This window comes from Mitsuaria sp. TWR114, assembly GCF_007997345.1.
In genome coordinates this window covers 1-8,130 of record NZ_VOSR01000318.1, presented here as the reverse complement: position 1 = coordinate 8,130, position 8,130 = coordinate 1, and the positions used below count along the sequence as shown (strand labels likewise).

The 8,130-nt window shown below is 68.8% G+C and carries 7 protein-coding genes and 1 pseudogene; all 8 read left to right on the top strand.

The window, feature by feature from the left end; all coding sequences use genetic code 11:
* Window positions 1–415: pseudogene (locus FUT87_RS13005) on the top strand (hypothetical protein); the annotation flags it as partial.
* A 55-nt stretch (window positions 416–470) separates the two neighbouring features.
* Window positions 471–1,526: a sterol desaturase family protein gene (locus FUT87_RS13000; protein ID WP_147241239.1), complete on the top strand. Its 1,056-nt coding sequence runs from the start codon at window positions 471–473 to the stop codon at window positions 1,524–1,526.
* Entirely contained in the window at window positions 1,523–2,458 is a 936-nt protein-coding gene (locus FUT87_RS12995) for an EI24 domain-containing protein (protein WP_255511806.1), read from the top strand. Before FUT87_RS13000 ends, FUT87_RS12995 begins: the two co-directional genes overlap by 4 nt.
* A gap of 79 nt (window positions 2,459–2,537) precedes the next feature.
* Window positions 2,538–3,332 carry a molybdopterin-binding protein gene (locus FUT87_RS12990; protein ID WP_147241288.1) on the top strand — a complete coding sequence of 265 codons (795 nt, stop codon included), beginning with the start codon at window positions 2,538–2,540 and terminating at the stop codon, window positions 3,330–3,332.
* 241 nt (window positions 3,333–3,573) lie between these two features.
* Window positions 3,574–4,992 carry a type I glutamate--ammonia ligase gene (gene glnA, locus FUT87_RS12985; RefSeq protein ID WP_147241287.1) on the top strand — a complete coding sequence of 473 codons (1,419 nt, stop codon included), beginning with the start codon at window positions 3,574–3,576 and terminating at the stop codon, window positions 4,990–4,992.
* A 225-nt stretch (window positions 4,993–5,217) separates the two neighbouring features.
* On the top strand, window positions 5,218–5,742 hold the full coding sequence (locus FUT87_RS12980) for a hypothetical protein (RefSeq protein WP_147241286.1): 525 nt from the start codon (window positions 5,218–5,220) through the stop codon (window positions 5,740–5,742).
* Between the two features lie 72 nt (window positions 5,743–5,814).
* Window positions 5,815–6,918, top strand: coding sequence for a nitrogen regulation protein NR(II) (glnL, locus tag FUT87_RS12975; RefSeq protein ID WP_091734093.1), 1,104 nt, complete (start codon window positions 5,815–5,817; stop codon window positions 6,916–6,918).
* A 42-nt stretch (window positions 6,919–6,960) separates the two neighbouring features.
* A partial coding sequence (gene ntrC, locus FUT87_RS12970; RefSeq protein WP_147241285.1) for a nitrogen regulation protein NR(I) occupies window positions 6,961–8,130 on the top strand: 1,170 nt, incomplete at its 3' end.

The following is an 8,130-nucleotide window of genomic DNA, read 5'->3' as shown; positions in this document are numbered from 1 at the left end:
GCCGGCGCTGCTCGCGGCGGCGCAGGCCTGCGGATTCCGGCACGTGGGCTGGAGCGCCTCCGGCTTCCTCGGCGACGAACTGCCCAGCGACAAGTACCCCAACCCCGCGCTGCTCGACCAGGCGCTGCGGCGCGTCAAGCCGGGCGACATCCTGATGGCGCACCTGGGCATCTGGTCGCGCCAGGACCCGTGGGCGCCGGCGGTGCTGGAGCCGCTGCTGCAAGGCTTGAAATCCCGGGGCATGTGCTTCGCGCCCTTGCGCGATCATCCGGATTACGTCGCCTGGATGCGCCGGCCGCAGGAAGCGGTCGCGAAGGCGGCCGCGAGCGGCGTGCCGGTTGGCGTTCCGGCGGGCCTGCCGGTCGTGCCGGCGACCCCCGGGCCCGCGGGGCCGAAGGACGCCCTGAAGCGCTGAGGCGCGCGGGCGGCACGGACGCGATCCACCGATTCATGGAAGGACCGACAGCGTGATGGACTGGCTCACCGATCTGTTCGCACAGGCGCAGCAGGCGCTGTTCGAGAGCGTCATTCAACCGGTCGTCTTCCACCTGGGCTACGGCAACCTGCTGGAGGACGCGTTCGACGCGACCGGCTGGCTGCTGGTGGGCCTGATCCAGATCGTCGTGATGCTGGCGGTGATCGGCTCGCTACAGCGCTGGCGGCCCGCCGAGGCGGTTACCGATCGCGACGCGATCCGCATCGACATCGTCTACACGCTGATCCAGCGGCTGGGCGTGTTCCGGCTGGCGATGTTCTTCTCGCTGGATCCGGTGGTCGACAGCCTGGTCGGCGAGATGCGCATGCTCGGCCTGCCGTCCTTCCAGCTCGACGCGATCTGGCCTGGCGTCACCGACCAGGCCTGGGTCAGCTTCGTGCTGTACCTGGTGGCCTTCGACCTGCTGCAGTACTGGCTGCATCGCGCGCAGCATTCATGGCACTGGTGGTGGGCGCTGCATGCGCTGCATCACAGCCAGCGCCAGATGACGATGTGGAGCGACAGCCGCAACCACCTGCTGGACGACCTGCTGATCGACAGCGCGGTCGCGCTGACCGCGGTGCTGATCGGCGTCGGGCCCGGCCAGTTCGTCGCGCTGGTCGCGATCTCGCAGCTGCTGGAGAACCTGCAGCATGCCAACCTGCGGCTGAGCTTCGGCGCGATCGGCGAGCGCCTGCTGGTGAGCCCGCGTTTCCACCGCCTGCATCACTCGATCGGCATCGGCCATGAAGGCTTCGGTCGCGGCACGCTGGGCGGCCACAACTTCGCGGTCATGTTCCCGATCTGGGACGTGCTGTTCCGCACCGCCAACTTCGAGGACCGCTGGGACCCGACCGGCGTGCGCGACCAGTTGCCGGAAGAGGGCGGCCGCGACTACGGCCGCGGCTTCTGGGCCCAGCAGTGGCTGGGGCTGAAGCGGCTCGCCGGACGTGACAAGATCGCGGCCGCGCCCGGAGGCGGCGCCCTGCCGCCCGGCGGCGCGACGATGGACATCGCCGGCCAGGCGCCGGCTGGAGGGAACCAGGGATGATCAAGCCGATGAGCCGCATCGCGGACGCGTTCTGGCGGGCGGCCGCGTACTGCCTGCATCCGCGGGTGATCGGCCTGTCGCTGCTGCCGCTGATCGTGTCGGCGGCGCTCGCGTTCGGGCTCGGCTACTTCTTCTGGGAAGCCGCCGTCGCCGGCGTGCGCGCGACGCTCGAGTCCTGGAGCCTGATCGACGGCCTGCTCAAGTGGCTGGACAGCCTCGGCGCCGCGTCCTTCCGCACGGTGCTCGCGCCGATCATCGTGCTGGCGATGGCCGTGCCGGCGCTGGTCGTGCTGAGCCTGCTGCTGGTGGCGCTGCTGATGACGCCGTCGATGGTGGACCTGGTCGCGCAGCGCCGTTTCGCGGGGCTGGAGCGCAAGCGCGGCGCCGGCTTCGTGGCCAGCCTGAGCTGGTCGCTGGGCCACACGCTGCTGTGCGTCGTGCTGCTGGTGGCGTCGCTGCCGTTCTGGCTGATCCCGCCGCTGGCGCTGATCCTGCCGCCGCTGATCTGGGGCTGGCTGGGGTATCGCGTGTTCACCTTCGACGTGCTGGCCGAGCACGCGTCCGCGCCCGAGCGCCGCCGCCTGCTGGCCGAGCACCGGCTGCCGCTGCTGCTGCTGGGCCTGGCGACCGGCTACCTCGGCGCGGCGCCGGCGGCGATCTGGGCGATGGGCGCGTTGACGATCGCCTTCGCGCCGGTGCTAATCCTGGTGTCGGTCTGGCTCTACACGCTGGTGTTCGCCTTCAGCTCGCTGTGGTTCTCGCATTACGCGCTGGCCGCGCTGCAGGAGATGCGCCGCGCCGACACCCGCGCCGAACGCGCGCCCGATCCGGTGATGGACGCGTTGCCCGCCAACTATGCGACGGCGCCGCCCCGGGACGCCGAGGACCCCACGCCGCCGCCCGCGATCGAGAACCGGCCTTCGCCGCTCTGAAGCCGGCCGACGCGGCGAGCGCCGCGATCGCCTTCGTCTTCATCGCCTTCTTCGCTCCCACGTTTTCGCAGGAACCCGCATGAACATCGGCCTCTTCATCATTGGCGACGAGATCCTGTCCGGGAAGCGCCAGGACAAGCACCTGTCCAAGGTGATCGAGTTGCTGGGCGCGCGCGGCCTGTCGCTGGCCTGGGCGAAGTACCTGGGCGACGACCGGGAGCAACTGGTGCGCGAGTACCGGGCCGCCTTCGCCAGCGGCGACCTGTTCTTCAGCTGCGGCGGCATCGGCGCGACGCCCGACGACCACACGCGCCAGGCCGCCGCCGCGGCGCTGGGGCGGCCGCTCGAGCTGCATCCGGAGGCGGCCGAACTGATCTGGCAACGCGTCCAGCAGATGGCGGCGGAGCAGGGCACGACGCCCGAGCGCGAGCACCCCGACACCCTGCGTCGCATGGAGATGGGCGTGTTCCCGCAGGGCGCGGCCATCATTCCGAATCCGTACAACAAGATCCCCGGCTTCTCGGTCGGCACGGCCTACTTCGTGCCCGGTTTCCCGGTGATGGCCCATCCGATGATCGAGTGGGTGCTGGACCACCGCCATGCCGAGCTGCACCGCGCGGTCGGCACGCGCGAGCGCTCGCTGATCGTCCAGGGCGCCATGGAAGCCAGCCTGACCCCGCTGATGGAGCGGATCGAATCCGAGTTCCCCGGCATCAAGGTGTTCTCGCTGCCCAGCGTCGATCACCCGCAGTGGGGTCGCCACATCGAACTGGGCGTCAAGGGCGATGCGGCGGCCATGGACGCCGCCTACGAGGCCCTGCGCGCGGGCGTTGTCCAATTTGGTGCTGTCATCGGCACCGAGTTGGTGCGATGATGCACCGATTCGGGCTTCGGTCCGGATCAGGCGCAGATCGCCCAGGCGCCGCTGCGCTCTGAACGACGGGCATTGCCCTCGTGTGGCGCGTTCGGCATCAAGGGCTTGCGCCTCATGCACCGGTCTGGCGCCTGGCTGTCACCGGATTGCCATCCGCTGGCATGCAAACTGCTAAATCGTCCGCGCTGGGCCGAAGCCCCACGACTCTTTCTTTCTCATCCAGCCCCCCTAGGAGTGATTGATGGCCACCAAGACCGTCGCCGACGTGATGAACATGGTGAAGGAGCACGAAGTCAAGTTCGTCGACTTCCGCTTCACCGACACCCGCGGCAAAGAGCAGCACGTGACCGTGCCCGTCTCCCATTTCGACGAGGACAAGTTCCAGTCGGGCCATGCCTTCGACGGCTCCTCGATCGCCGGCTGGAAGGGCATCGAAGCCTCGGACATGCTGCTGATCCCGGATCCGAACACGGCCAACATCGACCCCTTCTTCGAAGAGCCGACGCTGATCCTGTCCTGCGACGTCATCGACCCGACCGACGGCAAGGCCTATGAGCGCGACCCGCGCTCGCTGGCCCGTCGCGCCGAGGCCTACCTGAAGTCCTCCGGCCTGGGCGACACCGCCTACTTCGGTCCGGAACCCGAGTTCTTCATCTTCGACAGCGTGCGCTGGAACGTGGACATGTCCGGCTCGTTCGTGAAGATCGAATCGGAAGAAGCCGCCTGGAACACCGGCAAGGACTACGAGCACGGCAACAGCGGCTACCGTCCCACCGTCAAGGGCGGCTACTTCCCGGTGCCCCCGGTCGACAGCGGCCAGGACATGCGCTCGGAGATGTGCCTGATCCTGGAACAGATGGGCATCCCCGTCGAAGTCCACCACCACGAGGTCGCCAACGCCGGCCAGATGGAGATCGGCACCAAGTTCAGCTCGCTGGTGCAACGCGCCGACTGGCTGCAGCTGCAGAAGTACATCATCCAGAACGTCGCGCACGCCTACGGCAAGACGGCCACCTTCATGCCGAAGCCCATCGTCGGCGACAACGGCTCGGGCATGCACGTGCACCAGTCGGTCTGGAAGGACGGCAAGAACTTGTTCGCCGGTGACGGCTACGCCGGCCTGAGCGACTTCGCGCTGTACTACATCGGCGGCATCATCAAGCACGCCCGCGCGCTCAATGCCATCACCAACCCCGGCACCAACTCGTACAAGCGCCTGGTGCCCGGCTTCGAAGCCCCGGTGAAGCTGGCCTACTCGGCCAAGAACCGCTCGGCCTCGATCCGCATCCCCTACGTCGCCAACCCGAAGGGCCGCCGCATCGAGGCGCGCTTCCCGGATCCCTCGGCCAACCCCTACCTGTGCTTCGCCGCGCTGCTGATGGCGGGCCTGGACGGCGTCGAGAACAAGATCCATCCGGGCGAAGCCGCCACGAAGGATCTGTACCACCTGCCGCCGGAAGAAGACGCGAAGATCCCGACCGTCTGCCACTCGCTGGACCAGGCGCTGGACTACCTGGACAAGGACCGCGCGTTCCTGACCAAGGGCGGCGTGTTCACCGACAGCTTCATCGATGCCTACATCGAGCTGAAGATGCAGGAAGTCCAGCGCTTCCGCATGACCACCCACCCGGTCGAGTTCGACATGTACTACTCGCTGTGATCGCAAGCGCGGAGCGCGCCATGACCGCCCAGGCACGGCCCGCTCCGCACGCTTGCCACCGCGCGCAGGGACGGCCATGGCCGTCCCTTTTCCTTTGCCGCGGCGTGTCCGACGCTCCACAGCCCTACACCTGGCAACAGCGCTTCCGCATGGCGCCATGCCCATTGGCGACCGATTGCGTCACAATGCCTCCCGGCTCTGGTCAGTTGGAAGCAGGGAATGCAGATGACGCTGCAGAAGAAGCGGGTGGGACGGGAATGGCCGGCGCTGGTGCTGGTCGCGATGGCGGCCATGGCCGCCGGGCCTGCCGGGGCGCAGGGCGTGGTGTACCGCTGCCCCGGACCGCCGGTGCTGTACACCGACGCGCTGTCCGCGAAGGAGGCCGCCGAGAAGGGTTGCCGCAGCATCGAGGGCACGCCGATCTCGGTGATCGCGCCGGTCAAGCCGCGTACGCCGACGGTGTCGGCCTCGGGGACGCAAGGTGACCTCAAGGTCGATGCCAAGGACCAGCGCGTGCGCGACGACGATCGCCGCCGCATCCTCGAGCAGGAACTGCGCGAGGCCGAAGGCAAGCTCGCCAAGCTCCAGCAGGAGTACAACAACGGCCAGCCCGAGCGCCGTGGCGACGAGCGCAACTATCAGAAGTACCTGGACCGCACGACCGAGCTCAAGGCCTCCGTCTCGCGCCAGGAGGCCGACGTCCAGGCCATCAAGCGCGAGCTCGCGAAGCTGCCGCCGCCCAACCTCTGAACGGGGATCGGCGGGAAGCAGCGCCGCGGTGTCGCGCGTCATTGGCGACGACGGCGACGAGGGCGACACCGCATGAATCCCAAACCCGTTACCCCCGTTTCACCCGACGAGCCGTTCGCGTGCTTCGATCTCCTGGCGACGCTGGTCGCCGTGGTCCGTCCCGACGGCACCTGCGAGTTCGCCAACACCGCGGTCGAGACGCTGTTCAACCTGCCGCGCCGCGCGGTGCAGGGCAGCAACCTGCTGGAGTGGTTCACCGACACCGGCCGCCTGGTCGAGGCGCTGGAGGAAGTCAGCCGCAACGCCTTCTCCAGCTCGCGCTTCGACGCGACCATCCGCCGCGGGCCGCGCACCCATGACGACCTGCTGCCGGTGCATGTCATCGTCAGCCAGACGGACGATCCGCAGCGGCTGGTGATCGAGCTGATCGAGAACGCGCAGCAGACGCGCCAGGACCGCGAGGAGCGCAACCTCGACCAGGTCCACTCGATCAAGGAACTGACGCGCAACCTGGCGCACGAGATCAAGAACCCGCTGGGCGGCATCCGCGGCGCGGCGCAGCTGCTGGCGCTGGAGCTGCAGCCCACCGACCTGTGGGGCGAGCTCGAGGAATACACCGAGGTCATCATCCACGAGGCCGACCGGCTGCAGTCGCTGGTGGACCGGCTGCTGGCGCCGCACCGGCGCGCGCAGGTGGTGGGCGACGTCAACATCCACGAGATCTGCGAGCGGGTGCGCTCGCTGGTGCTGGCGCAGTACCCGCGCGGGCTGACGCTGCAGCGCGACTACGACATCTCGCTGCCCGACTTCCGCGGCGACCGCGAGCAGCTGATCCAGGCGGTGCTCAACATCGTCCAGAACGCGGCGCAGGCGCTGCACGAGCGCATCGCCGCCGGCGATGCGGTCATCGCCCTGCGCACGCGGGTCGCGCGGCAGGTGACGATCGGCAAGCAGCGCTGGCGCTTGGCATTGGAATTGCATGTCGAGGACAACGGCCCGGGCGTGCCCGAGGAGATCAAGGACCGCATCTTCTTTCCGCTGGTTTCGGGGAGGGATGGCGGTTCCGGTCTCGGGTTGACGCTGGCGCAGACGATCGCCCAACAGCACCAGGGGATGATCGACTGCGACAGCCAGCCGGGCCGGACCGATTTCCGAATCACCCTGCCTTTGCCCTGAGCCGCGGCCACAAGTCGACAACGGGGAAAAGGGGAGCCATAGATGAAGTCGATCTGGATTGTTGACGACGACCATTCGATCCGTTTTGTTCTCGAGAAGGCGCTGACGCGCGAAGGGCTGCCGGTGCGCAGCTTCAGCCAGACGCGCGACGTGCTGGCGGCGCTGGAGGACGACACGCCGCAAGTGCTGGTGTCGGACATCCGCATGCCGGGCGGCTCCGGCCTGGAGCTGCTGACCACGGTCAAGAAGCAGCTGCCGGGGTTGCCGGTGATCATCATGACGGCCTACTCGGACCTGGACAGCGCGGTCAGCGCCTTCCAGGGCGGGGCCTTCGAATACCTGCCCAAGCCCTTCGACCTGCCGCGCGCGGTCGAGCTGATCCGGCGCGCGCAGGAGGAGAGCCAGCGCGAGGCGGTCGGCGAGGCCGAGCAGGTGCAGATGCCCGAGATGCTGGGCCAGGCGCCGGCGATGCAGGATGTCTTCCGCGCGATCGGCCGCCTGAGCCAGAGCCACGTGACGGTGTTGATCACCGGCGAGTCGGGCTCGGGCAAGGAACTGGTGGCGCGTGCGCTGCACAAGCACAGCCCGCGCGCGGAAGGGCCGTTCGTCGCGATCAACACCGCGGCGATCCCCAAGGACCTGCTGGAGTCGGAACTCTTCGGCCATGAGCGCGGCGCGTTCACCGGCGCGCAGGCGACGCGGCGCGGCCGCTTCGAGCAGGCCGAGGGCGGCACGCTCTTCCTCGACGAGATCGGCGACATGCCGCTGGACCTGCAGACGCGGCTGCTGCGCGTGCTGTCCGATGGCCAGTTCTATCGCGTCGGCGGCCACAGCCCGCAGAAGGCCAATGTGCGCGTCGTCGCGGCCACGCACCAGAACCTGGAGACGCTGGTCAAGGAAGGCCGCTTCCGCGAGGACCTGTTCCACCGCCTGAACGTGATCCGCCTGCGGCTGCCGCCGCTGCGCGAGCGCCGCGAGGACGTGCCGCTGCTGGCGCGCTACTTCCTGCAGCGCAGCGCGGGCGAGCTGGGCGTCGAGCCGAAGCGGCTGTCCGAGGCGGCGCTGCAGCGCCTGGTCGGTTTCGACTTCCCGGGCAACGTGCGGCAGCTGGAGAACATCTGCCACTGGCTGAGCGTGATGGCACCCAGCCTGGTGGTCGAGGCCAAGGACCTGCCGCAGGAGCTGCTCGCGACGCCGGGCGCGCACGCGGCG

Excerpts from the sequence above, each read along its gene's own strand:
- FUT87_RS13000 (WP_147241239.1), top strand. The coding sequence starts at position 471 with ATGGACTGGCTCACCGATCTGTTCGCACAGGCGCAGCAGGCGCTGTTC.
- FUT87_RS12995 (WP_255511806.1), top strand. The coding sequence starts at position 1,523 with ATGATCAAGCCGATGAGCCGCATCGCGGACGCGTTCTGGCGGGCGGCC.
- FUT87_RS12990 (WP_147241288.1), top strand. The coding sequence starts at position 2,538 with ATGAACATCGGCCTCTTCATCATTGGCGACGAGATCCTGTCCGGGAAG.
- glnA (WP_147241287.1), top strand. The coding sequence starts at position 3,574 with ATGGCCACCAAGACCGTCGCCGACGTGATGAACATGGTGAAGGAGCAC.
- FUT87_RS12980 (WP_147241286.1), top strand. The coding sequence starts at position 5,218 with ATGACGCTGCAGAAGAAGCGGGTGGGACGGGAATGGCCGGCGCTGGTG.
- glnL (WP_091734093.1), top strand. The coding sequence starts at position 5,815 with ATGAATCCCAAACCCGTTACCCCCGTTTCACCCGACGAGCCGTTCGCG.